This is a genomic window from Acidovorax sp. GW823-FHT05D11 (assembly GCF_058795695.1).
The window spans coordinates 2,030,615-2,052,490 of record NZ_CM179502.1 but is presented as its reverse complement, the minus strand read 5'-3'; the positions used below and the strand labels follow the sequence as shown (position 1 = coordinate 2,052,490).

19 protein-coding genes are annotated in these 21,876 nt (G+C 68.3%); 7 read left to right on the top strand and 12 right to left on the bottom strand.

What is annotated here, in order from left to right; all coding sequences use genetic code 11:
• Positions 1 to 6 precede the first annotated feature (6 nt).
• The 4 genes from ccoO to AC3RCE_RS09390 form a co-directional block, all read right to left on the bottom strand.
• Positions 7 to 639: a cytochrome-c oxidase, cbb3-type subunit II gene (gene ccoO, locus AC3RCE_RS09405; RefSeq protein ID WP_218340799.1), complete on the bottom strand. Its 633-nt coding sequence runs from the start codon at positions 637 to 639 to the stop codon at positions 7 to 9.
• Positions 640 to 656: 17 nt separating this feature from the next.
• Positions 657 to 2,096, bottom strand: coding sequence for a cytochrome-c oxidase, cbb3-type subunit I (gene ccoN, locus AC3RCE_RS09400; RefSeq protein WP_218294142.1), 1,440 nt, complete (start codon positions 2,094 to 2,096; stop codon positions 657 to 659).
• A 64-nt stretch (positions 2,097 to 2,160) separates the two neighbouring features.
• Positions 2,161 to 2,298: a cbb3-type cytochrome oxidase assembly protein CcoS gene (gene ccoS / locus AC3RCE_RS09395; RefSeq protein ID WP_056169616.1), complete on the bottom strand. Its 138-nt coding sequence runs from the start codon at positions 2,296 to 2,298 to the stop codon at positions 2,161 to 2,163.
• Positions 2,298 to 4,742 (bottom strand): heavy metal translocating P-type ATPase, encoded by a 2,445-nt coding sequence (locus tag AC3RCE_RS09390; protein WP_492255372.1) that lies wholly within the window; start codon positions 4,740 to 4,742, stop codon positions 2,298 to 2,300. Before AC3RCE_RS09390 ends, ccoS begins: the two co-directional genes overlap by 1 nt.
• Before the next feature lie 107 nt (positions 4,743 to 4,849).
• On the opposite strand from AC3RCE_RS09390, the gene AC3RCE_RS09385 reads away from it, so the two are divergent.
• Positions 4,850 to 5,293 carry a universal stress protein gene (locus AC3RCE_RS09385; protein ID WP_218294141.1) on the top strand — a complete coding sequence of 148 codons (444 nt, stop codon included), beginning with the start codon at positions 4,850 to 4,852 and terminating at the stop codon, positions 5,291 to 5,293.
• A gap of 164 nt (positions 5,294 to 5,457) precedes the next feature.
• Positions 5,458 to 6,090 carry a TetR/AcrR family transcriptional regulator gene (locus AC3RCE_RS09380; RefSeq protein ID WP_492254997.1) on the top strand — a complete coding sequence of 211 codons (633 nt, stop codon included), beginning with the start codon at positions 5,458 to 5,460 and terminating at the stop codon, positions 6,088 to 6,090.
• A gap of 55 nt (positions 6,091 to 6,145) precedes the next feature.
• Here the strand turns inward: AC3RCE_RS09380 and AC3RCE_RS09375 are convergent, their stop codons facing one another.
• From AC3RCE_RS09375 to lgt, 6 genes are all read right to left on the bottom strand, one after another.
• Positions 6,146 to 7,720 carry a malonate--CoA ligase gene (locus AC3RCE_RS09375; RefSeq protein WP_492254996.1) on the bottom strand — a complete coding sequence of 525 codons (1,575 nt, stop codon included), beginning with the start codon at positions 7,718 to 7,720 and terminating at the stop codon, positions 6,146 to 6,148.
• A gap of 62 nt (positions 7,721 to 7,782) precedes the next feature.
• Positions 7,783 to 8,586, bottom strand: coding sequence for an enoyl-CoA hydratase/isomerase family protein (locus AC3RCE_RS09370; protein WP_492254995.1), 804 nt, complete (start codon positions 8,584 to 8,586; stop codon positions 7,783 to 7,785).
• Between the two features lie 140 nt (positions 8,587 to 8,726).
• Positions 8,727 to 9,740 (bottom strand): Bug family tripartite tricarboxylate transporter substrate binding protein, encoded by a 1,014-nt coding sequence (locus AC3RCE_RS09365; protein ID WP_218294137.1) that lies wholly within the window; start codon positions 9,738 to 9,740, stop codon positions 8,727 to 8,729.
• Between the two features lie 209 nt (positions 9,741 to 9,949).
• The gene (locus tag AC3RCE_RS09360) at positions 9,950 to 11,449 is read right to left on the bottom strand and encodes a malonyl-CoA decarboxylase (protein WP_492255371.1); all 1,500 of its coding nucleotides are present in this window, start codon (positions 11,447 to 11,449) and stop codon (positions 9,950 to 9,952) included.
• Positions 11,449 to 12,117 (bottom strand): GntR family transcriptional regulator, encoded by a 669-nt coding sequence (locus tag AC3RCE_RS09355; RefSeq protein ID WP_218294136.1) that lies wholly within the window; start codon positions 12,115 to 12,117, stop codon positions 11,449 to 11,451. Before AC3RCE_RS09355 ends, AC3RCE_RS09360 begins: the two co-directional genes overlap by 1 nt.
• 578 nt (positions 12,118 to 12,695) lie before the next feature.
• Positions 12,696 to 13,523: a prolipoprotein diacylglyceryl transferase gene (gene lgt, locus AC3RCE_RS09350; protein ID WP_218294135.1), complete on the bottom strand. Its 828-nt coding sequence runs from the start codon at positions 13,521 to 13,523 to the stop codon at positions 12,696 to 12,698.
• 212 nt (positions 13,524 to 13,735) lie between these two features.
• Between lgt and bfr the strand changes: the two genes are divergently transcribed.
• Entirely contained in the window at positions 13,736 to 14,206 is a 471-nt protein-coding gene (gene bfr / locus AC3RCE_RS09345) for a bacterioferritin (protein WP_218294134.1), read from the top strand.
• Positions 14,207 to 14,293: 87 nt separating this feature from the next.
• Here the strand turns inward: bfr and AC3RCE_RS09340 are convergent, their stop codons facing one another.
• On the bottom strand, positions 14,294 to 15,217 hold the full coding sequence (locus tag AC3RCE_RS09340; RefSeq protein WP_492254994.1) for a LysR family transcriptional regulator: 924 nt from the start codon (positions 15,215 to 15,217) through the stop codon (positions 14,294 to 14,296).
• A 111-nt stretch (positions 15,218 to 15,328) separates the two neighbouring features.
• Between AC3RCE_RS09340 and AC3RCE_RS09335 the strand changes: the two genes are divergently transcribed.
• The 3 genes from AC3RCE_RS09335 to AC3RCE_RS09325 all read left to right on the top strand — a co-directional run bounded on the left by AC3RCE_RS09335 (position 15,329) and on the right by AC3RCE_RS09325 (position 19,027).
• On the top strand, positions 15,329 to 16,627 hold the full coding sequence (locus tag AC3RCE_RS09335) for an SGNH/GDSL hydrolase family protein (protein WP_492254993.1): 1,299 nt from the start codon (positions 15,329 to 15,331) through the stop codon (positions 16,625 to 16,627).
• A gap of 145 nt (positions 16,628 to 16,772) precedes the next feature.
• Entirely contained in the window at positions 16,773 to 17,786 is a 1,014-nt protein-coding gene (locus AC3RCE_RS09330; protein WP_492254992.1) for a GlxA family transcriptional regulator, read from the top strand.
• A gap of 65 nt (positions 17,787 to 17,851) precedes the next feature.
• Positions 17,852 to 19,027: an MFS transporter gene (locus AC3RCE_RS09325; protein ID WP_492254991.1), complete on the top strand. Its 1,176-nt coding sequence runs from the start codon at positions 17,852 to 17,854 to the stop codon at positions 19,025 to 19,027.
• 1 nt (position 19,028) lies between these two features.
• Here AC3RCE_RS09325 and AC3RCE_RS09320 read toward each other — a convergent pair whose 3' ends face one another.
• Positions 19,029 to 19,982 carry a LysR family transcriptional regulator gene (locus AC3RCE_RS09320; RefSeq protein ID WP_492254990.1) on the bottom strand — a complete coding sequence of 318 codons (954 nt, stop codon included), beginning with the start codon at positions 19,980 to 19,982 and terminating at the stop codon, positions 19,029 to 19,031.
• A gap of 162 nt (positions 19,983 to 20,144) precedes the next feature.
• Between AC3RCE_RS09320 and ilvD the strand changes: the two genes are divergently transcribed.
• The gene (gene ilvD / locus AC3RCE_RS09315; protein ID WP_492254989.1) at positions 20,145 to 21,851 is read left to right on the top strand and encodes a dihydroxy-acid dehydratase; all 1,707 of its coding nucleotides are present in this window, start codon (positions 20,145 to 20,147) and stop codon (positions 21,849 to 21,851) included.
• Positions 21,852 to 21,876 lie beyond the last annotated feature (25 nt).

Genomic DNA, 21,876 nt, shown 5'->3' with positions numbered 1-21,876 from the left:
CCTCCTTTACTTGAGCGCACGGCCCATGACTTGCAGGTAGGCGACCAGCGCCTCCATCTCGGTCTTGCCCTTGACGTCGGCCGCGGATGCCGCGATCTGCTCGTCCGTGTAGGGCACGCCGACGGTGCGCAGCGCCTTCATGCGCGGCGCAACGCTCGCGGGGTCCACCGCGCTCTTTTCCAGCCAGGGATAGGCGGGCATGTTCGACTCGGGCACCACGTCGCGCGGGTTGTTCAGGTGGATGCGGTGCCACTCATCGCTGTACTTGCCGCCCACGCGGTGCAGGTCGGGTCCGGTGCGCTTGCTGCCCCACTGGAAGGGATGGTCGTACACGAACTCGCCCGCCACCGAGTAGTGGCCGTAGCGCAGCGTCTCGGCGCGGAAGGGGCGGATCATCTGCGAATGGCAGTTGTAGCAGCCCTCGCGGATATAGATGTCGCGGCCCACCAGTTGCATGGCGTTGTAGGGCTCCACACCCTTGACCGCCTCGGTCGTGGACTTCTGGAAGAACAGCGGCACGATCTCCACCAGGCCGCCAATGGCGATCACGAGCAGGATCAGCACGATCATCAGGAAGTTGTTGGTCTCGACTTTCTCGTGGGAGAAGCCGGTCGAAGAAGATGGATTGTTGTTGGACATGGGTTATCTCCTTCGGCTCAGGCGTGCGCCGCATTCACGGCTGGAATGGCAACCTTGACCGAACGGCCCGAGATCGCTGTCACCCACACGTTCCAGGCCATGACCACCATGCCCCCCAGATACAGCAGGCCGCCAGCCACACGGATCACATAGAAGGGGTACGTGGCCTTCACGCTCTCGACGAAGGTGTAGGTGAGCGTGCCATCGGGATTGATGGCGCGCCACATCAGGCCCTGCATCACGCCGGCGATCCACATGGCGGCGATGTACAGGACGATGCCGATGGTGGCCATCCAGAAGTGCAGCTCGATCGCCTTGATGGAGTGCATCTTCTCGCGGCCGAACAGGCGGGGAACCAGGTAGTACAGCGACCCCATCGAGATCAGGCCCACCCAGCCCAGGGCGCCGGAGTGCACGTGACCCACGGTCCAGTCGGTGTAGTGGCTCAGGGCATTGACGGTCTTGATGGACATCATCGGGCCCTCGAAGGTGGACATGCCGTAGAACGACAGCGACACGATCAGGAAGCGCAGGATCGGGTCGTCGCGCAGCTTGTGCCAGGCGCCGGACAGCGTCATCACGCCGTTGATCATCCCGCCCCAGCTGGGGGCCAGCAGAATCAGCGAGAACACCATGCCCACCGATTGCGTCCAGTCGGGCAGCGCGGTGTAGTGCAGGTGGTGGGGACCGGCCCACATGTAGGTGAAGATCAGCGCCCAGAAGTGGACGATGGACAGGCGGTAGCTGTACACGGGACGGCCTGCCTGCTTGGGGATGAAGTAGTACATCATCCCGAGGAAGCCCGCCGTGAGGAAGAAGCCCACGGCATTGTGGCCATACCACCACTGCACCATCGCATCCTGCACGCCCGCATAGGCCGAGTAGCTCTTCATGAAGCCGGCGGGAATCGCTGCGCTGTTGACCACATGCAGCAATGCCACGGCCAGGATGAACGCACCGAAGAACCAGTTGGCCACATAGATGTGCTTGACCTTGCGCACACCGATGGTGCCGAAGAACACGATGGCGTAGGACACCCAGACCAGCGTGATCAGGATGTCGATGGGCCATTCAAGCTCGGCGTACTCCTTGCCGGAGGTGTAGCCCAGCGGCAGGCTGATGGCGGCGGCCACGATGACCAGCTGCCAGCCCCAGAACGTGAACGCCGCCAGCGGCCCGGCGAACAACCGGACCTGGCTGGTGCGCTGCACCACGTAGTAGCTTGTGGCGAACAGCGCGCAGCCGCCAAACGCAAAAATCACCGCGTTGGTGTGCAGGGGGCGCAAGCGCCCGTAGCTGAGCCAGGGTATGCCAAAGTTGAGTTCAGGCCAGGCCAGCTGGGCGGCGATGATGACGCCCACCAGCATGCCAACCACCCCCCATACCACGGCCATGATAGAAAACTGCCGCACCACCGTGTCGTTGTAGTGCGCAGCATTTGTTTTTGGAGAATCCATCGGGCACCTCTTTGTATTGCAGTAAGAGTTTGTTGCAGCCAGCTTTTCAGGGCATTGACACAAGTCAATCGTCTCGGAGAATCCGTTCACCTTCTTGCTCGACGCTCTCGAACTGGCCGTGATGAACCGCCCACCACAGTCCTGCAAGAACCATCAAGACCAGCACCACGGACAGCGGAATCAGCAGGTACAGAATGTCCATCAGGCGGCCTTCAGCGTTGTCTTGGTGATTTCAATGGCCGGAGCACCCTCTGGCGGCAGCGGCGCCGCGCCCGAGGAAGACAACGGCGGAAGATCTCGTGCAAGGCGCGCGGCATTGAGGACCACCAGCAGCGAACTCAGCGCCATTCCCAGCCCGGCGAGCCAGGCGGGCATGAAACCCGCCACGGCCAATGGAACACACAGGGCGTTGTAGCCCGCGGCCCACCACAGGTTCTGGCGCACCACACGCAGGGTGCGCCGCGCCAGCAGCACCGTTTGCGGCACCAGCGCCAGGCTGTCGCCCAGCACGACAAAATCGGCCTGCGCCTGCGCCAGCGGCACGGCGCGGCCAAACGCGAAGGACACATGAGCGCCTGCCAGCACCGGGCCATCGTTCATGCCATCGCCCACCATGGCCACGTGGTGGCCGCCGGCCTGCAGCGCCTGCAACGCGGCCAGCTTGCCCTGGGGCGTGCACTCCCCCGCCGCCTGCGCTATGCCCGCCTGCGCAGCCACGCGCCGCACCGACACGGCCCGGTCACCGGACAGCAACTGCACCGCCAGGCCGGCATCCGCCAACGTCGTCACCACGGCCGGGGCCTCGGCGCGCAGAGCCTCCACCAGGTCGAAGCGCGCCAGTTCCAGCACCCGCCCGTCGGGGCGCTGTTCCGACAGCACCACCTGCAGTGCGGCGCCGTCCTGCGGCGCCACGCCCGCATGGCGGGCGGAGCCCAGCCGGAACGTGCGGGCAGGCTCCGCGCCCAGGCCATCCCGCGCCACGGCCACCAGGCCGAGCCCGGCTTCCTCCTGCAGGCCGCTCACGATCCAGCGCCCGTCGTCCTGCGCGCCAGCGGCGGCCACCACGGCGCGCGATGCGGGATGCATCGATTGGCGCGCCAAGGCGGACGCCAGCGCCAGCGCGCCCCGTGCCGTCCATCCTTCGATGGCATGCACGGCTTGCAATGCCATGCCGTCCCGCGTGAGCGTGCCGGTCTTGTCAAACACCACGGTATCCACACGGGCCAAGGCCTCCAGGCCCTGCAGGTTGCGCACCAGCACGCCATGGCGCGCCAGCGTGCCCGCCGCCGTGAGCATGGCGACCGGTGTGGCCAGGGACAGTGCACAGGGGCAGGTCACGATGAGGACCGCCACCGCCACCATCAGCGCATGGCCAGGATCGGAGGGCCACCAATACGCGGCCGCCAGGGCCGCGGCCGCGAGCACCGCCACCAGGAACGGCCGCGCGATGCGGTCGGCCAGCTGTGCCAGCCGGGGTTTCTGCAGCGACGCGCTTTCCATCAAGGCCACGATCTGCGCGAAGCGCGTCTGCCCGCCCGTGCCCTCCACCTGCACCTCCACCGGCGCCTGCAGGTTGTAGCTGCCGGCCGTGACCACGCTGCCCACGGGCCGCGCCACCGGGGTGGACTCTCCCGTCAGAAGGGATTCGTCGGCCTGGGTGCTGCCCCGGGTGATGCGCCCATCGGCCGGAAAGGCCTCGCCCGGCAGCACGCGGATCGTGTCCCCCACGGCCAAGCGGCGTGTGGCCACGCGCACGAAACTGCCATCCGCCGAGCGCAGCTCCACGCTGTCGGGCAGGCGGTTCATCACGGCTTCCAGCGCGCCGGCAGTGCGGTCGCGCAGGCGCAGTTCGAGCCAGCGCCCCGTGAGCAGGAAAAAGACGAACATGGTCAGCGAGTCGTAGTACACCTCTTTCCCGAAGATGCCCGTGGGGTCGAAGGTCCCGGCCGTGCTCACCGCGAAAGTGATGGCCATGCCCAGCGCCACGGGCAGGTCCATGCTCACGCGGCGCAACCGGATATCGCGCAGCGCGCTGGAGAAGAAGGGGCCGCACGCAAAGACCACCATCGGCAAGGTAATGACCCAGGAAGCCCAGCGCAGCAGCTGCTCCATCTCCTGCGTGAGGTCGCCCGGCTGTGCCACATAGGCCGGCCACGCGTACATCATGACCTGCATCATGCAAAAACCCGCCACCAGCCAGCGCCACAGCGCGCGGCGGCTCTCGCGCAGGCGCTGCTCGCGTGCAAAGGCGTCCATGGCGGGCATGGCGCGGTAGCCGGCCTTGTGCACTGCTTGCATCCACTGCGAGGGGCGCACCTGCGCCGGGTGCCAGACCACGCGCGCGCGCCGCGTGGCGGCGCTCACATCGGCCTGCTGCACGCCCGGCACGGCGCGCAGCGCGTCTTCGATGGTGAGCGCGCAGGCCGCGCAGTGCATGCCCTCCAGCACCACCTGGGATTCCCAGGCGCACGCGGCAAGGTCCGCGGGAGCACCACCCGCCTGAGCACACGGGCGGCCGAATGCCGACCATTCCTGCGGGTCGTCCAGCAGCACGGCCTGCGGAGCGGGCGCGGCCGCCGGCCACGCGTCCGTCCCGGCATCTGTCTGATGCACCGGGGATGAGGCCGGCGCACCGGGTCCAAACATTGACATGGTTCAAGCCTATCGTGAGGGCCCGGCAGGTACATTGACCTGGATCAAGCCCCGGAACATGATTGATCCTAAGCTTGTTCCATCACTTTGAGGAGCCCTTTATGTACAAACGCATCCTGATTGCCACGGACGGTTCGGCCCTGTCGGACAAAGCGGTGGAGCACGGCCTGTCCCTTGCAGCCCTGTCGGGCGCCACGGTGGTGGCCCTCAAGGTCGTGCCACGCTATCCCCGCAGCTACTTTGAAGGCGGCATGCCGGTCGACATGAGCGACGTCAAGCGCATCGAGAAACAGTGGGGCGACGCCGCGCAGGCCATGGTCGATGGCGTCAAGACCGAAGGCATCGCCCAGGGCGTTGCCGTGAAGGCCGTCATCGCCAAATCCGATCTCGTCGCGGAAGCGGTGATCTCCGCCGCCAAGAAACACAAGTGCGACCTGATCGTCATGGCATCGCACGGCCGCAAGGGGCTCAAGCGCCTGCTGCTGGGCAGCGAAACCCAGCATGTGCTCACGCACTCGCACATCCCCGTGCTGGTGCTGCGCTGAGCACAGGGCAGAGGCCCCGCCACGCGGGCCCTGCCCAACGGCAGGGGCGGAGCCACGGCCGTGGCCGCCCCCGCGGAGCGGGCTGAAGGCACGCGGCGCATGCAGGCCTGCCGGCAACATACAGGTCTGTATCACATCTCCGTGCGATGTGGGAAAATCTGCGCATGAGACCACCTGGAACCCGTGACGGCGCCCCATCCTCGCGAGCTGCCTCCTCCGCCACGCCCGCGGCCATGCCGCCCGGCGATGTGCAGCAACGCATCCTCGACACCGCTTCCCAGCTTTTCTACAACGAGGGCGTTCGCGCGGTGGGCATCGACCTGATCATCGAGCGCGCGAAGATCGCCAAGACCAGCCTCTACCGCTACTACCGCACCAAGGATGACCTGATCGCGGCCTTCCTGGAGCGCGAAGACCGCGAGTTCTGGCAGCAATGGGACGACGTTGTCTCAACGCACGGCCCCGATCCCGCGGCGGAGCTCGACGCCCTGCTCCAGTGGGTGGGCGAGCGGGTGGCCCGCCCGGGCTACCGGGGATGCCCCCAGCTGAACGTGGCCGCGGAATTCGCGGACCCCGCGCACCCTGCCCGCGCCATCTCGGCCCGCCACAGGCTGGAGCAGCGCAAGCGGCTTTCGGCGCTGTGCCGGCGGCTCGGTGTGAAAAAGCCGGACGTGACCGCCGCCCAGCTCTCGCTGCTCGTGGATGGCGCATTCAGCAGCGGGGCGCTGCTGCTGGGCGACAGCGCGGCCAAGGCCCTGCGGGCGGCCGGACGCGCCCTGGTCGGCGGCGGGCACTGACTGCGGCGGGCAGGTGCCAGCAGGCCGCGCCTGCGGCAGCCGCCAGCCCACGGAGTCAGGAAAACAGTGCCTTGTGCTGCTCGCGCAGAAGGTTCTTCTGCACCTTGCCCATGGTGTTGCGCGGCAACTCGTCGGCCACGAAGCAGCGCTTGGGGATCTTGAAGTTGGCCAGCTGCGACTTGAGCCGCGCCACGATGGCCTCGCCGTCGAGCTTCACGCCCGGCTTGGCGATGACCACGGCCACGCCCACTTCGCCGAAGTCCGGGTGCGGCACGCCCACCAGGGCGCTTTCGGCCACGCCGGGCATGTCGTTGATGTAGCCCTCGATCTCGGCGGGGTAGACGTTGTAGCCGCCGCTGATGATCAGGTCCTTGCTGCGGCCCACGATGCTCACGTAGCCGCGCTCGTCCACCTTGCCCACGTCGCCGGTCTTGAACCAGCCGTCAGGCGTGAACTCCTCGGCCGTCTTCTCGGGCATGCGCCAGTAGCCCTTGAACACATTGGGGCCCTGGACCTGGATGTTGCCGATCTCGCCCACGGGCAGCCGCTTGTTGGCATCGTCCACCACGCGCAGGCCCACGCCGGGGAGCGGGAAGCCCACGGTGGCGCCGCGCCGCTCGGTCTGGCCGGCATGGCGCGCGTCGGCCGCGTAGGGGTTGGAGGTGAGCATGATGGTCTCGCTCATGCCGTAGCGCTCCAGGATGGTGTGGCCGGTGCGCTGCTGCCATTCGTTGAAGGTCTCGATGAGCAGCGGCGCCGAGCCCGCGACGAACAGGCGCATGTTCTTCGCCGCCTCCTTGGTGAGGCCGGCCTCGCCCAGCAGGCGCACGTAGAGCGTGGGCACGCCCATGAAGACGGTGGAGCGCGGCATGGCGGCGAGCACGGCCTTGGGGTCGAATTTGCTGAACCAGATCATCTTGCTGCCATTGATCAGCGCGCCGTGGATGGCCACGAACAGACCGTGCACGTGGAAGATGGGCAGGGCGTGGATCAGCACGTCGCCACGGCCATCAGGCCCTCCGGTAGCCGTCCAGCCCCAGTACTCCTTGAGCACCTGCGCGTTCGACAGCAGGTTGCCGTGCGTGAGCATGGCGCCCTTGCTGCGGCCCGTGGTGCCGCTGGTGTACAGGATGGCGGCCAGGTCATCGGCCGCGCGCTGCACGGGCGTGTGGCTGTCGCCATGGTGCGCCGCGCGCTCCAGCAGGCTGCCGGTGCGGTCGTCGCCCAGGGTAAAGACGTGCTGCGTGCCCAGCGTGAAGGCGATCTTCGACACCCAGCCGAAGTTGCCCGGGCTGCACACCACCACCGCAGGCTCGGCGTTGCCGATGAAGTACTCGATCTCGGCGCTCTGGTAGGCCGTGTTGAGCGGCAGGAACACGTAGCCCGCGCGCAAGGTGGCGAGGTACAGCAGCATGGCTTCGACCGACTTTTCCACCTGCACGGCCACGCGGCTGCCCTCGGGCAGCTTGAGCGAGGCCAGCAGGTTGGCGATGCGCGCGCTGGCATGGTCCAGGTCGGCCCAGCTGTAGTGCAGCGGGGTGCCGTCGGGCGCCGTGGTTTCCACGGCGGTGCTGCCCAGGTCGGAGGGAAAGGCTGCGCGCAGGGCGCTGAAGAGGTTGTGTTGGCTCATGGCAGTTGGACGGGGTTGCAAATGGTCAGATCCACAAGAGGAATGGAAATGGGCAAGGCCCATCAAAACAGGGGGGCGCGTTTTTCAAGGAACGCGGTGATGCCTTCGCGGTGCTCGGCGCTGTCCGCGTACGCATAGGGGTCAGGCGCATCGTTTGCTATATCTTTAATAGCTGATTGCGCATTTACAGCAGGCGCCACAGGCACTTTCAATGCCCGAAATGTCTGTTTGTTCATGCGGGCGGCCTGGGGTGCCAGCGCGGCAATGCGCTGCGCGCTGCCCACCGCCTCGGTGGCCGTCCTGTCGTCGGCCACCACGCGGCTCAGGAAACCGCGCGCCAGCATGTCGGCGGCGCTGAAGGTGGCGGCTTCCAGCAGCATCTGCCGGGCCGTCACATCGCCCACGGCGCCGGCCACCAGCTGCGCCTCGCGGGGGGCCATGGGGAAGCCGAGCTTGGCGATGGGGGCACCAAAGCGGGCCGTACCGCCCGCGATGCGGATGTCGCAGCAGCTGGCGATCTCCACCCCGGCACCCATGCAGGCCCCGCTGATCTGGGCCACGATGGGGACGTCGCACAGGAGCATGGCGCTCAGCCCGCCCCAGACGTCGTTCTCATGGAAATCGCGCAAGGCCGCGGTGTCGAAGCGAAAGCCCGGGTACTCCGAAATGTCGCCCCCCGCGCAGAAGGCATCGCCCTCGCCGGCGATGAGCACGCAGCGCACATCGCTGCGCCGCTGGATGTCTTGAAACACCTCGCGCAGTTGCCGCCACATGCCCCGCGACATCGCGTTCAGCCGCCCGGCATGGCGCAAGGTGACATGCACCACGCCACGCTCACCGGCATCCATCAACACTTCACCTGACATATTCGTTGCCCATCACGTTTGCAAAGTCCACGCCCCACAACAACTGGCGCAACGCCATCGCCAGTGCCACCGTGGAACTGGCTCTGCCAGGCCACGGGTGGCGTCCCCCTCAGGGGGATGGCGCGAAGCGCCTCAGGGGGTCAATCAAGTTTCGCGCCAGAAGCCTTCACCACCGCCGCCCAGCGCTTGACCTCGCTGCTGACCATGCCGGCGAACTGCTGCTGCGTGAGGCCGCCGTATTCGGCGCCATTGCTGGCCCAGATGGTCTTGAGCTCGTCGGCCGCGCCGAGCTTGCGGATCTCCTCGACGATGCGCGCCTGAACATCGGCCGGCGTTCCCTTGGGCGCCCACAGGCCATACCAGGTGGTCACGGTGTAGTCGGGCAGGCCCACTTCGGAAGCGCAGGGCACGTCCGGGAAGGCCGCGTTGCGCTTGGAGCCGGACACCATCAGCGCCTTGATGCGCCCCGCCTTGATATGCGCGGCCGACGAACCCAGGCCATCGAACATCATGTCCACCTGCCCACCGATCAGGTCCTGCAGCGCAGGGCCCGCGCCACGGTAGGGGATGTGCGTGATGAAGGTGTTGGTCTGCTGCTTGAACAGCTCGCCCGCCAGATGGTGCGATGTGCCCGCGCCCGCCGAGCCGTAGTTGAGCTTGGCGGGGTTGCGCTTGACATGGTCCATGAACTGCTGGAAGTTGCCCACCGGCACGTTCTTCGGGTTGACCACCACCACCTGCGGCACGTTGGCCAGCAGGTACAGCGGAATGAAATCCTTCTCGATGTCGTAGTCGAGCTTGGGGTACATCGACGGGGCGATGGCGTGGTGCACCGCGCCCATGAACAGCGTGTACCCGTCGGGCGCGGCCTTGGCGGCAAAACTGGCCCCCACGGTGCCCCCCGCCCCGCCCCGGTTGTCGATCACCAGCGTCTTGCCGGTGGCGCGGGAAAACTGCGCGGCCAGCGGCCGTGCGAACGCATCGGTGCCGCCTCCGGCCGGAAAGGGGACGACCAGGTTCACGGGCTTGGAGGGCCAGGCGGAGGCCTGCGCCCAGCTGCCGCCGCTGCCCAGGCCCAGGCCCGCTGCCGCCGCTGCGGCCAGCAGGCTGCGGCGCTGCACCGCTCGGTCGTCGATTCGCATGTTGTCTGTCATTTCCTTGTCTCCTGTCGTCGTTGTAAAAATGGAAACCGGCCCGTGGCGTGCGATCGGCCATCGGCCACCGGTTGCTGCCTGCACTTCTACCAGAAAGACGCCGCGCCCCGGGCGCCACGCCTGCCAGGCGGGCAGGTCAGCCGCCTTTCGGCCCCCGGCCCACCGGCCCAGGGCCAAAACAGTGCCGCCCGCCGCGCGGGCGGCACGGATCAATCACCACGGCACAGGCTGTCGATGTCCCCCGACACCGGCACCTTGCCCTGCGCAAGCAGGCTGCGGTGCTTGTCGATGCGCTTGAGGTCATACAGATAGTTCACCATCAGCCCGTACGACTGCTTGAGCCCCTTGCCGGAAGGATCGCCCGCCCAGTTCAGCCGTTCAACCCGCGCGCCGTTGCCCAGGTGAAAGCGTGCCACCGGGTCGACCGGCTTGCCTTCGTGCAGCTCGCGCCCCAGGTAGCGGGCGGCGCATTCCAGCAGCATCTGGCGCACGGGCGATTTGGCGTCAAGCTCCAGGGCCTTGTCGATGGCGGCCAGCAGGTGCGTGGGCTGTGGCGGCTCGAAGCCCACCGCGCGGCCCAGCTCGGCGCGGCGCTTGTCATCCAGGCGCCCGAGCATCGCGCCCGCGTGCTTGCCCAGCCACGAGCGGAAGCCCGGAATGGGCGACAGCGTGGCAAAGGTGCGCAGCCGCGGGAACTCCGCGGTGAGCGTCTCCACCACGTGCTTGATGAGCGAATCGCCAAAGCTCACGCCGCGCAGGCCCGTCTGTGTGTTGCTGATCGAGTAGAAGATCGCCGTGGTGGCCCGGGAGATGTCCACCGGTGCGGCCGCCTCGTCCAGCAAGGGCGTGATGCTGGCAGAAATCTTGTCCACCAGCGCCACCTCCACGAAGATCAGCGGCTCGTTGGGCAGGCGTGGGTGAAAGAAGCCGTAGCAGCGCCGGTCGCTGTCGAGCCGGTTCTTGAGGTCCGCCCAGCTGCGGATGTCATGCACGGCCTCGTACTTGATGAGCTTTTCGATCAGCGAGGCCGGCGAATCCCACGACAGGCGGCGCAGCTCCAGGAAGGCCACGTCGAACCAGGTGGAGAACAGGTGTTCCAGCTCCGCATCCAGCGCCAGCAGGCGCTTGTCGGCCTTGAGCAGCGGCAGCAGCTCGGCCCGCATGTCCACCAGGAAGCGCATGCCCTCGGGAAACACGGAAAAGCGCTGCAGCAGCCGGGTGCGCGGCGACACCAGCGCGCGGCGCAGGCTGATCTCGGCCTGCCCCTCCTCGGCCGTGCCCGCCGCGGCCTCGTAGCGCTGGCGGGCCGACTTGAAGCGCGTGGCGTCGGGCGCGAACTGCTCGCACATCAGGAGCCACATGTCGCGCCGCTCCTCGGTCTCGGCCCTGGCATACCACTCGGCCACCGCCTGGGCGCGGCGCCCGCCCTCGAGCTCACTCACCTGCGGGGCCACCACCTCTTGCAGGTCCGCCAGCAGGCGGCGCAGCGCGCGCGGCGACAGCGCCTCCTGCCCGCGGCGCAGCGTCGCCTGCAGACGTTCGTGCGTGGAGCGCGGCACGGCCACCTTGGCCACCACATCCGTCACCGACTTGTCGATGGCGGCCCTCGCTGGCTTCTCGCCGGACTTGTCGGCCGCCTTGTCCGTGGCAGGCGCGGCGGTGCGCAGGCGGGACACGCTGCGGGCGATCCATTCGGGGGTACTGTTCATCATGGTGTCAGCCTCGATTGCTGGTTGCGGGCAACGTCGCGCAGCGCATCGCGCTGGCGCAACAGGTGGGTGCGCATGGCCTCCTCGGCAGCGTCGCAGTCGCGCGCCTTGAGCGCGGCGAACACGGCCAGGTGCTCGGCCAGGCTTTGCTGCAGGCGGCCCGGCGCATGCAGCGTCTGCAGCCGCGCCAGCCGCAGGATCTTGCGCAGGTCGCCGATCACCTGCGCCAGCCAGCGGTTGTCCGCCAGCGTGATGAAGGCCTCATGGATCGCGTAGTTGGCTTCGTAGTAGTCGGTAAGGAGTCCGTCCGAGGCGCATTGCTGCAGGCGCTCGTGCAGCACCTCCAGCGCCGCGACGTCGGCGGCGCCCGCCTTGCGGGTGGCCTCGTGCGCGGCCCGCCCCTCCAGCAAGGCGATCACCGGGAACAGGTCGTCCAGGTCGCGTTCGGAGATCTCTGCCACGAAGCACCCCCGGCGCGGCTCGTGGCGCAGCAGTCCCTCGGCCACCAGCACCTTGAGCGCCTCGCGCAGCGGCGTGCGCGAAATGGCCAGCCGCTCGCACAGCGCCGCCTCGTCCAGAAAACTCCCCGGCGGCAAGGCCCCGGCGAAGATCTGCTCGCGCAACCGCGAGGCGGCTTCGTCGTGCAATGAGTTGGGAATCGGGCGCATGGTGCGGGTGAACTCCAGTGGCAGAGGCTGCACAGTCAGATTCTCTGACGCCTTTGGCCGCCAACACGCCGCCAAAAGCTCACAAATACCTGGCTTTCTCTGATTTCTACGTAATTTCTCATAATTATGAAAAATTACAAGACCTGAAACGTCCAATTCGTTGAATTTCGCAAAAAAATGCGGGCCGGTGGCTCCCACACCACATCCGCGCGCACTCAGCGGGCCATCGGAGCACGCTGGAAGAGGTCACGGAGAAGCCAGGCGCTTCGCGCACATCGGGATGACGTTGGCGGGGCTGCCCGCCCCCAGTGGCAAGGCCTGCACGGCCGCCGGACTCACCGGAAAACCGGTGCCCCAGGCCCTGCAGGACGCGCCGCGCGCATGGCACGGGTTCGGGTTCGGCGCCAGCCAGGGCCCCGCCGGGAAGGAGCGCCCTGAGGAAGGCTGCGGAAGAAGCCGCGTGCGCAAGCCCGCCACCCCGCGATACAGGCTGCGGGATGTGCAGCCGGCCACAGCCCGCTGTTTGCTATATTTTCAATAGCTGCCAGCGCTTGATCATCAAGCGTCAGAAGTATTTTTTACTTGAAACCGGGCACGGGGGCCGGCTGCCGCTGCGCCCACAGCCACAGCGCGACGCCGGCGACGATCATGGGCACGCAGAGCCATTGGCCCATGCTCATGCCCAGCGACAGGACGCCCAGGAAGGCGTCGGGCTCCCGGAAATACTCGGCGATGAAGCGGAACGCGCCGTAGCCCACAAGGAACGCCGCCGCCACCTGGCCCTGGCGGCGCTCCTTGCGCGCATAGAGCCACAGCAGGATGAACAGCAGCAGCCCTTCCAACAGGAACTGATAGATCTGCGAAGGGTGGCGTGGCTGCATGGAGCCGCTGTGCGCGAAGACCATGCCCCACGGCAGGTCGGGGCTGGAAAAGCGGCCCCACAGCTCGCCGTTGATGAAGTTGCCGACCCGCCCCGCCGCCAGCCCCGTGGGCACGCAGGGCGCCACGAAGTCGGCCACCTGCAGCCACGGACGCTTGCGCGAATGGGCAAACCACAGCATCGCCGCGATCACGCCCAGCAGCCCGCCGTGAAAGGCCATGCCCCCCTGCCACACCGCGAAGATCTCCAGCGGATGGCTCAGGTAGTAGCCGGGCTTGTAGAACAGGCAGTAGCCCAGGCGCCCACCGACCACCACGCCTGCCACGCCGAGGAACAGGATGTCCTCCACATCCTTGCGCGTCCACGCGCCGGGCCCCGTGATGGACGCGAATGGCGGGTGCCGCAGCCGGGCGATGCCCAGCAGCATGAACAGCCCGAAGGCCGCCAGGTAGGTCAGGCCATACCAGTGGATGGCCAGCGGGCCCACTTGCAGGGCGACGGGATCGATGTGGGGGTAGATCAGCATTTGGGCGGTATTGTGCCCGCGCGCCGTGGCGGAGGGCAGCCGGCAGCCCCGCGGGGCGTGGGGGCAGCCGCGGCGCGGGCCGCGCGCCCCATTTGCGCCCCAATGAGAACGCTTCTGATCCCGGTACGCATGCAGAGCGGCAAGCCGGGGGCATTGCCCACAAAGGCCACGGTCCGCGCGATACTCCCCACCAGAAATTCAAGGATAAGAACATGCAGGGAAACCCACAAGTCGTCGAGTATTTCAAGGATCTGCTGCGCGGCGAGCTGGCCGCGCGCGACCAGTATTTCGCGCACTCGCGGATCTACGAGGACCAGGGCTTCGTCAAGCTCTATACCCGTCTCGACCACGAGATGCAGGAAGAAACCCAGCATGCCGACGCGCTGCTGCGCCGCATCCTCTTCCTGGGCGGCCGCCCCGACATGCGCCCCAAGGAATTCACCCCCGGCGAGACCGTGCCCGAGATGCTGCGCAAGGACTTGGCCACCGAGTACGAAGTGCGCGCCGCCCTGCAAAACGGCATGGCCCTGTGCGAAAGCGTGGGCGACTACGTGAGCCGCGACCTGCTGCTGGCCCAGTTGCGCGACACCGAGGAAGACCACGCCTACTGGCTCGAAAAGCAGATCGGCCTGATCGACAGGATCGGCCTGCAGAACTACCTGCAGTCACAGGCATCGGCGTAGGAACCTGTTCAAGGCCTTTTCGGCCTAGAACAACTCAAAGGATTGCCATCCCGGCAGGCCGTGCCCGGCCGCAGCATGCGGCGCGCCTCATGAACGAACTGACTGCGCGCCGATGTCGACCCGTTCGGCAAGGAAATCCAGGAAGGCGCGCACGCGCAGCGGCAGGTAGCCTCCCTGGCCGACGAACACGGCATGCACTTCCTCCAGGTCGCCCGGATTGGATTCCTCCAGCACGGGCCGCAACCGGCCTGCCGCCAGGTCGTCGCGGACCTGGAAGGCGGCCAGGCGCGCCAGCCCCAGGCCGGCCAGCGCCAGGTGGCGCAGGGCTTCACCGTCGCTGGCCTGGGCATTGCCCGCCACCGGAACCACCACGTCCACACCGTTGTGCCGCAGCGGCCAGCCGGCCTGGGCGCGCACGTAGCTGGTGCCCAGCCGGTTGTGCAGCAGCAGATCATCCGGCGCCGCCGGCATGCCCTTGCGCTCCAGGTAGCCGGGCGCGCCAACGATGACCATGCGCGTCTGACCGAGCTTGCGCGCCATCAGGTTCGAGCTCTTGAGCGGGCCCGCGCGCACGGCCACGTCGGTGCGCTGCTCCAGGATGTCGATGACTTCATCGGTCAGCACGATGTCCAGGGTGACATCGGGACAGCGCTCAAGGAACTGCGGAGCAAGCGGCAGCAGGAAATGGTGCCCGAACGGCACGTTCGCGTTCACCCGCAGCCGCCCGCGCGGCGCGGCGTGCGCATTGGCGCAGCGCTCGGCCTCGTCCAGATCGGCCAGGATGCGCACGCCACGCTCGTACAAGGCACAGCCCTCGGGGGTGAGCTGGAGCTGCCGCGTGGAGCGGTTCACCAGCCGCGTGCCCAGGCGTTGCTCCATGCGCGCGACCAGCTTGCTCACGGCAGAAGGCGTCATGCCGCAGGCACGGGCTGCCGCGGAAAACCCGCCCAGCTCGATGACACGGACAAATACCTCCAGTTCGCCGGAGCGATTGACATCCAGACGGGCCATCGCGGCTTCCTCGGTGAATTCAAATCACAAATGTTCTTCCGGGGAGAAGTCTAGTTTATTCATGTCTTTGAATTCATCATTGAATCTTACAAAGCCAATGAATTCAACAATATGAAAACCCTCCCTGCCCTCTCGGCGTCGGCGCTGCTGGCCATTGCACTTTCGGCTGGCGCGGCCGCGCCCCACGCTCCAGCGCCTGTCCGTGCGTCCACCTGGGTGGCAACCTGGGGCGCCAGCCCCCAGCCTGCCTGGGGACCGGACTTCCTGTTCCCCACCCACCTTCCGCCGGTGCTGCATGGCCAGACGGTGCGGCAGGTGGCGCGCGTCAGCCTGGGCGGGCCCCGCGTGCGCATTGTGCTGTCCAATGCCTACGGCCGGCAGCCGGTGGCGCTGGGCAAGGCGACGGTCGCGCGGCCAGCTCCCGGTGGGGCCGTGCTGGCAGACAGCCTGCGCACCGTCACTTTTGGCGGCCAGGAGGCGGCGACGATCCTGCCCGGCGCGTCGCTGGTCAGCGACCCCGTGGGGCTGGCCGTGCCCGCGCTGGCGCAGCTTGCGGTGAGCCTGTACCTCCCCGATGAAACGCCGGTGAGCACCTTCCATTGGGACGGACGGCAGACCACCTGGATTGCCCCCCGCGACCAGGCCACCGCCCCGGAGCTGGTCGCCGGAGGCGCAGCGGTGCAGAGCACCACGGCGCGCCCGCTGCTGGCGGGCATTCAGGTGGAAGCCGCACCGGCCGCGCGCGCGGTCGTCGTGATCGGGGACTCCATCACCGACGGGGCCACCGCCAGCCTGGACAAGGACCGCCGCTGGCCGGATTTCCTGGCCACCCGCCTGGCGCCGCACGGGGTGGCGGTCGTCAATGCCGGCATTTCCGGCGCCCGCCTGCTGTCCGACGGCATGGGCGCCAATGCGCTGGCGCGGCTGGAGCGCGACGTGTTGGCCCAGCCTGGCGTGCAAAGCGTCATCGTGATGCTGGGCATCAACGATATCTCCTGGCCGGGCACCGCGTTCGCCCCGGCAAGTCCCCGGCCGACGCTGCAGGCGCTGGCGGCTGGCTACCGCCAGCTGATCGCGCAGGCACGCGGCCACGGGCTGAGGGTGATCGGCGCGACGCTCACGCCGTTCGAGGGTGCCTTGCCTGGCACGCCGCTCAGCAACTACCACCATCCCGACAAGGACACACTGCGCCGGCAGGTGAACGACTGGATCCGCCAAAGCGGCGCATTCGATGCGGTGATCGACTTCGATGCGGCGCTGCGCGACCCGGCCCACCCTGCCCGCATCGCGGCGCGCTTCGATTCAGGCGACCAGCTGCATCCGGGCGATGAAGGCAACCGCGCGATGGCCGAGGCCGTCGATCTGAGCGCCGTCCTGCCCGGCATCGGCGCACCGCCGTCCCCGCGCTGAATCGCCTGGCGACTGCCCCGGCGCCGGTGCGAACGCCGGCGACCCGCCGGAAGCACCCTGTCCCCCAGGCCGCCCTCCAGCCAGTGGCCAGATCTGTGGGGATGTTGTCGTTGCAGCCAACCCACGGAGCATTCACACTGGCGCCATGCACCCTCCATCCCGCGCTATCGCCTGCCTGCTCTACCCCGGCGTCATGAGCCTGGACGTGGTCGGCCCCATGCAGGTGTTTGGCTCTGCGAACGCAGAGCGCACGGGCCATGGCCTGCCGCCGGCCTACACGCTGCACCTGCTGGCCGAAGCGCCAGGGCCCGTGCCCACATCGGCCCGGTTCGCGCTGGTGGCCGATGGCGCCTGGGGAACCCTGGATGCGGCTGGTTTCGACACCGTGCTGGTGGCAGGCGGCGACGGGGTGATTGCGCAGCTGTCCAATGCCGGCCTGTGCGAGTGGCTGCGCCACGCCGAGCCGCGGGTGCGGCGGCTGGGGTCGGTGTGCTCCGGCGCGCTGCTGCTGGCACAGGCGGGGCTGCTGGACGGACGGCGCGCCACCACCCACTGGTCGCGCCTGGACCGCCTGCGCCAGAGCCACCCGAAGGTGCTGGTGGAGCACGACTGCCTGCACACGTACGACGCCGCCAGCCCACACGACAGCCATGTCTTCACTTCGGCGGGCGTCACCGCCGGCATTGACCTGGCCCTGGCGCTGGTGGAGGCGGACCTGGGCCGTCCCCTGGCCCTGGCCGTGGCGCGGCGGCTCGTGATGTTCATGCGCCGCCCGGGCGGGCAGGCCCAGTTCAGCCCCCTGCTGGCGCCCGAGACCCTGCACGCCCCACGGCTGGCCGCGCTGCTCGAATGGATTCCCACGCAGCTGGGCGGCGACCTGTCGCTTGATGCCCTGGCCGAACGTGCCTGCATGCCCACCCGCACGCTCTCGCGCGTGTTCCAGCGCGAGCTGGGCATGACGCCCGCCCGCTACGTGGAACGCGTGCGCGTGGAAGCTGCGTCCACGCTGCTGGCGCAGGCCCAGGCATCGATCTCCACCGTGGCCCGGCTGTGCGGGTTCGAGCACCCGGAGAACCTGCGCCGCAGCTTTCACAAGCACCGCGCCGTGAGCCCGCAGGCCTATGCGCAGCGCTTTGGCGCGGGTGTGCCGCTGGACTGACCGCCCCGCGGCCCGGCCCCTTTCCTTCCTACGCGCCCACCGGGGCGCACCACCGAAAGCCATCCATGCTGCTCTTGCGCAATGCGTCCGTTCGCCTGCTGTTCGCGGGCCAGGCCCTTTACTGGGGCTGCTCCATCATCGGCATCACGCTCACCTCCATCGTGGGGGCAAGGCTGGCGCCCTGGCCCACCCTCGCCACGCTGCCGCTGGCGCTGCTGGTTCTGGGCAACCTGCTGTCGGTGCAGCCGCTGTCGCTGTTCATGCAGCGCCGGGGGCGGCGCGCGGGGCTGCAGGCCGGTGCGCTCCTTGGCGTGGCGGGCGGGCTGGTGAGCATGGCGGGCGTGCAATGGGGCAGCTTTGCCGTGTTCTGCGCGGGCACGCTGGCCATCGGCGCGTACCAGGCATCGTCGGGCTACTACACCTATGCGGCGCTGGAGGCGGTGGACCCGCAGCAAAAAGGGCGCGCGGCGGCCTGCGTGGTGGCAGGCGGCCTGTGCGCCGCCGTGTTCGCGCCACCGCTGGCGCTGTGGTCGCGCAACCTGCTGGCCACGCCGCTGGCGGGCGCCTACCTGGCCATTGCGGTGTTGTCCGCACTCGGGTGGGCGGTGATGGCACGGCTGCGCGAGGGGGCCGCGCCCCAGCCTGCGGCGGGCGGCATCGCGGCCATGCGCACCCTGCTCGCCCGGCCCGGGCTGCGCGCCGCCGTGGTGATGGCGGCCATCGGCCACGGCCTGATGATCCTGGTGATGAACGCCACGCCGCTGGCCATGGAGGTGTGCGGCTTCTCGGCGGCCTCGGCCGCGCAGGTGATCCAGTGGCACGTGATCGGCATGTTCTTCCCGGCGCTGTTCGCGGGCCAGCTCGTGGACCGCTTCGGCAGCCGCCCGGTGGCGGCCGTGGGGGCGGCCTGTCTGGCGGCCAGCGCGGCGGTGGCGCTCTCGGGCATGGCGTTCACCGAATTCCTGGCCAGCTCCTTCCTGCTGGGCACGGGCTGGAACCTGATGGTGATCTCGGGCACAGCGCTGCTCGCCGAAAGCCATGCACCCGAGGAGCGCGGCCAGGCGCAGGCGCTGATGCAACTGGCCAACGGCACCGTGGCGGCGGCCATGTCCTTTGCCTCGGGCGCGCTGCTCACTGGCGTGGGCTGGACAGCGATCAACGCGGTGATGGTGCCGCTGCTGGCCATCGCGGTGGGGCTGCTGTTCGCGCGCGGGCGCGCCGCGCCGGCCGCGGCGGGCTGACTCAGCCCACCGCCGAGCGCTCGCGCACAAAATCAGTGAAGCGCGCCAGCGCGGGGTTGTTGAGCTCGGCGGGCCAGACCAGGCTGGTTTCGCACACGGGCAGTGGCGGCGCGGCGGCCGCCTTGGCGGCCCTGGCCGGCGCGGCCCCGAACGCATCCGCCGCGCGGTAGACCACGCCCTCGCGGCGGAACTGGGTCACGCTCTCGGGCACCCACGCCACGCCCAGGCCGCCCCATACCAGGTTGACAATGGTCTGCATCTGGATGGCCTCCTGCGCCACCACGGGCACGCGGCCCGCTGCGTGGTACAGCGCAAAAATCGCGTCGTGCAGCGAAGGCACGATGCGGCGCGGAAAGATCACCAAAGGTTCGGCCAGCACCCGCGCCAGGTCCAGGCGCGGCGCACCGGCCAGCGCGTGGCGCTCGGGCAAGGCGAGCACCAGCGGCTCCTGCGCCACCACCAGCCGCGCCAACCCGGGCGGCGCGAAGCCCGGCGAATGCAGCATGAGCCCGGCGTCCAGTTCACCGCGCGCAAACAGTTCGCGCTGCACATCGCCCGTGGCCTCTACCAGTTCCAGCGCCACCTGGGGGCACAACACGCGAAAGTCCCGCACCCATTCAGGCAGGCGCTCGAACCCGATGGTGGAGACGAATCCCAGGCGCACGCGCCCCACCTCACCGGCCGCCGCCGCGCGGGCGCGGGCCGGCAAGGCCTGCGCACGCTCCAGAAAGTCGCGCACGTCGGGCAGCAGCGCCTCGCCCGCCGGGGTCAGCGCCACGCGTCGGCGCGTGCGGTCGAACAGCACCACGCCCAGCGAGCGCTCCATCTGCGCGATCGCCTGGGTCAGGGGCGGCTGCGTCATGTGCAGGCGCAGCGCGGCGCGGCCGAAGTGCAGCTCCTCGGCCACGGCCACGAACTGGCGCCAGGCGCGCACGTCGATGAATGCTTCTTTCATAGCGGTGGTGATCCGGTGATATGTTTTATATATTACTGAAGCAGGCGAAAGGGATTGGAAACGCCACTCCAAACCTCGCATACTTGCACCCCGACAGCCGAAGACCCGTGCGCCCCTCTGCGCGTCTTCCCACTACAACGACTCCCCACCAGGAAAACCGCCATGGCAGACAGCAAGACCATCCCGATCCAGCCCATCAACCGCCGCAGCGCCAACATCACGCAAGGCAAGTCGCGCGCGCCCAACCGCTCCATGTACTACGCCATGGGCTACGAGGAAGGCGACTTCGTCAAGCCCATGGTCGGCGTGGCCAACGGCCACAGCACCATCACGCCCTGCAACAGCGGCCTGCAGAAGCTGGCCGACGCGGCCATCGCCGGCATCGAGGAAGCGGGCGGCAACGCCCAGGTGTTCGGCACGCCCACCATCAGCGACGGCATGGCGATGGGCACCGAAGGCATGAAGTACAGCCTGGTGAGCCGCGAGGTCATCAGCGACTGCATCGAGACCTGCGTGGGCGGCCAGTGGATGGACGGCGTGCTGGTGGTGGGCGGCTGCGACAAGAACATGCCCGGCGGCCTGATGGGCATGCTGCGCGCCAACGTGCCCGCCATCTACGTCTACGGCGGCACCATCCTGCCCGGCCACTACCAGGGCAAGGACCTGAACATCGTGAGCGTGTTCGAGGCCGTGGGCGAGAACGCCGCGGGCAAGATGAGCGACTTCGACCTGAAGGAAATCGAGAAGCGCGCCATCCCCGGCACCGGCTCGTGCGGCGGCATGTACACCGCCAACACCATGTCCAGCGCGTTTGAAGCCCTGGGCATCAGCCTGCCGTACTCGTCCACCATGGCCAACCCGCACGACGAGAAGATGAATTCGGCCAAGGAATCGGCCAAGGTGCTGATCGCGGCCATCAAGATGGACCTGAAGCCCCGCGACATCGTGACCAAGAAGGCCATCGAGAACGCCGTGGCCGTGATCATGGCCACCGGCGGCTCCACCAACGCGGTGCTGCACTTCCTGGCCATCGCACACGCCGCCGGCGTGGAATGGACCATCGACGACTTCGAGCGCGTGCGCCAGAAGACCCCCGTGCTGTGCGACCTCAAGCCCAGCGGCAAGTACCTGGCCGTGGACCTGCACCGCGCGGGCGGCATCCCGCAAGTGATGAAGGTGCTGCTCAACGCCGGCCTGCTGCATGGCGACTGCATCACCATCAGCGGCAAGACGATTGCCGAAGTGCTCCAGGACGTGCCCGACGTGCCCCGCGCCGACCAGGACGTGATCCGCGGCATCGACAACCCGATGTACGCGCAGGGCCACCTGGCCATCCTCAAGGGCAACCTGAGCCCCGAGGGTGCCGTGGCCAAGATCACGGGCCTGAAGAACCCCGTCATCACCGGCCCCGCCCGCGTGTTCGACGACGAACAATCGGCCCTGGAGGCCATCCTGGCCGGCAAGATCAAGGCCGGCGACGTGATGGTGCTGCGCTACCTGGGCCCCAAGGGCGGCCCCGGCATGCCCGAGATGCTGGCCCCCACCGGTGCGCTCATCGGCGCCGGCCTGGGCGAAAGCGTGGGACTGATCACCGACGGCCGCTTCTCCGGCGGCACCTGGGGCATGGTGGTGGGCCACGTGGCGCCCGAGGCGGCGGCCGGCGGCACCATCGCCTTCGTCAACGAAGGCGACAGCATCACCATCGACGCGCGCCAGCTGCTGCTGGAGCTGAACGTGCCCGAGGAAGAAATCGTCAAGCGCCGCGCCGCCTGGACGGCCCCTGCCCCCCGCTACACCCGCGGCGTGCAGGCCAAGTTCGCCTTCAATGCATCGAGCGCGAGCAAGGGTGCGGTGCTGGACGCCTATTGATGAACGGATGAGCGGCCATTGATGG

Bases quoted from the DNA above. Each gene is read 5' to 3' on its own strand.
- ccoO (WP_218340799.1), bottom strand. From the start codon at position 639: ATGTCCAACAACAATCCATCTTCTTCGACCGGCTTCTCCCACGAGAAA.
- ccoN (WP_218294142.1), bottom strand. From the start codon at position 2,096: ATGGATTCTCCAAAAACAAATGCTGCGCACTACAACGACACGGTGGTG.
- ccoS (WP_056169616.1), bottom strand. From the start codon at position 2,298: ATGGACATTCTGTACCTGCTGATTCCGCTGTCCGTGGTGCTGGTCTTG.
- AC3RCE_RS09390 (WP_492255372.1), bottom strand. From the start codon at position 4,742: ATGTTTGGACCCGGTGCGCCGGCCTCATCCCCGGTGCATCAGACAGAT.
- AC3RCE_RS09385 (WP_218294141.1), top strand. From the start codon at position 4,850: ATGTACAAACGCATCCTGATTGCCACGGACGGTTCGGCCCTGTCGGAC.
- AC3RCE_RS09380 (WP_492254997.1), top strand. From the start codon at position 5,458: ATGAGACCACCTGGAACCCGTGACGGCGCCCCATCCTCGCGAGCTGCC.
- AC3RCE_RS09375 (WP_492254996.1), bottom strand. From the start codon at position 7,720: ATGAGCCAACACAACCTCTTCAGCGCCCTGCGCGCAGCCTTTCCCTCC.
- AC3RCE_RS09370 (WP_492254995.1), bottom strand. From the start codon at position 8,586: ATGTCAGGTGAAGTGTTGATGGATGCCGGTGAGCGTGGCGTGGTGCAT.
- AC3RCE_RS09365 (WP_218294137.1), bottom strand. From the start codon at position 9,740: ATGACAGACAACATGCGAATCGACGACCGAGCGGTGCAGCGCCGCAGC.
- AC3RCE_RS09360 (WP_492255371.1), bottom strand. From the start codon at position 11,449: ATGAACAGTACCCCCGAATGGATCGCCCGCAGCGTGTCCCGCCTGCGC.
- AC3RCE_RS09355 (WP_218294136.1), bottom strand. From the start codon at position 12,117: ATGCGCCCGATTCCCAACTCATTGCACGACGAAGCCGCCTCGCGGTTG.
- lgt (WP_218294135.1), bottom strand. From the start codon at position 13,523: ATGCTGATCTACCCCCACATCGATCCCGTCGCCCTGCAAGTGGGCCCG.
- bfr (WP_218294134.1), top strand. From the start codon at position 13,736: ATGCAGGGAAACCCACAAGTCGTCGAGTATTTCAAGGATCTGCTGCGC.
- AC3RCE_RS09340 (WP_492254994.1), bottom strand. From the start codon at position 15,217: ATGGCCCGTCTGGATGTCAATCGCTCCGGCGAACTGGAGGTATTTGTC.
- AC3RCE_RS09335 (WP_492254993.1), top strand. From the start codon at position 15,329: ATGAAAACCCTCCCTGCCCTCTCGGCGTCGGCGCTGCTGGCCATTGCA.
- AC3RCE_RS09330 (WP_492254992.1), top strand. From the start codon at position 16,773: ATGCACCCTCCATCCCGCGCTATCGCCTGCCTGCTCTACCCCGGCGTC.
- AC3RCE_RS09325 (WP_492254991.1), top strand. From the start codon at position 17,852: ATGCTGCTCTTGCGCAATGCGTCCGTTCGCCTGCTGTTCGCGGGCCAG.
- AC3RCE_RS09320 (WP_492254990.1), bottom strand. From the start codon at position 19,982: ATGAAAGAAGCATTCATCGACGTGCGCGCCTGGCGCCAGTTCGTGGCC.
- ilvD (WP_492254989.1), top strand. From the start codon at position 20,145: ATGGCAGACAGCAAGACCATCCCGATCCAGCCCATCAACCGCCGCAGC.